The sequence below is a fragment of the Streptomyces sp. UNOB3_S3 genome, from assembly GCF_020740895.1.
Classification (GTDB): Bacteria; Actinomycetota; Actinomycetes; order Streptomycetales; family Streptomycetaceae; genus Streptomyces.
The window spans coordinates 1-1,145 of the sequence record NZ_JAILXP010000710.1 but is presented as its reverse complement, the minus strand read 5'-3'; the positions used below and the strand labels follow the sequence as shown (position 1 = coordinate 1,145).

Sequence of the window (1,145 nt, the reverse complement as noted above, 5' to 3'; positions counted from 1 at the left end):
GGGGGGTGGTGCGTGGGCACCCCGGGAAACGGCTCTGCCGGGCGATCGTGATCGTCCCAGGGTGTTGACCCATGGCCTGTGGAGCGTGCAACCATCGGCTTCCGCCATGGGGGCTGCCGCCCCGTGCAACTCCCCCGACCCAGGAGGACAGTTGGACACCACCCTCTCCCGACGCGGTTTTCTTCAGGCGGCGGCCGGTACCGCCGCCGTGGCCGGTGCGGCCGTCGCGCTGCCCGTGGACGCGATAGAAGCGGTGGCGGCCCCACGTAGCGGGGGCGGCGCGCTGTCGTTCACGGCCGCCACCAATGGGGCGGGGTCGCTCGCCCCCGGCGGTGGGCGGCTGGTCGTCGAGGTGCAGAACGTGCTGTGGTCCGTGCCGCGCGAGGGCGGGGAGGCCGTCGCGATCACCCCGGCCGATCTGGAGCCGACGCGGCCCACGTACGCGCCGGACGGGCGGCTGCTGGCCGTCTGCGCCTACCGGGGCGGCGGCTTCCATATCTGGACGCTGCGGCCGGACGGCTCCGGGCTGCGGCAGCTGACGGACGGGCCGTGGGACGACCGGGGGCCGGCCTGGTCGCCGGACGGGACGCGGATCGCGTTCGCGTCTGAGCGCGAGGGCGACCCCGTGACGGGCAGCCCCTACCGGGTGTGGGTGGTCGATGTCCAGACGGGGGCGCTGACGCGGATCACCGGGACGGACGGGCAGGAGGGGCCCGGGCAGGACGGGGCCTGGGAGGACTTCGACCCCGTCTGGTCGCCGGACGGCAAGCGGCTGCTGTTCGTCCGGGGGCAGGTGACCGGGGGCGCCCTCCAGGCCCGTACGGTCGCGTCCGTGGCGGCCGACGGGCGGGGGGCCGTGCGCGTCGAGCACACCGAGAGCGCGGCAGGCGCGCAGATCATGACGCCGGCCGTCTCGCCCGCCGGGCGGCTGGCCTATCTGCGGACGACGCCCGCGCCCACCGCGTCCTGCGTGCTCGTCGTGGACGGGGCGGTCGTCCCGGTCGACGGCGACGTGGAGCCCGTGCCGCCGCGCTGGGTCTCGCGCGACGAGCTGCTGCTGACCGTGAGCGGACAGTTCACGATCATCAGACCGGGTGCCGCGCCCGAGCCGCCGCGGACGCCCGCCGCCGACTCCCTCCCCCACC

At 76.0% G+C, this 1,145-nt stretch carries 1 protein-coding gene; it reads left to right on the top strand.

Features of this window, described 5'->3' with window-relative positions; all coding sequences use genetic code 11:
• Positions 1-106 precede the first annotated feature (106 nt).
• A partial coding sequence (locus tag K6I33_RS35195) for a twin-arginine translocation signal domain-containing protein (protein WP_229358856.1) occupies positions 107-1,145 on the top strand: 1,039 nt, incomplete at its 3' end.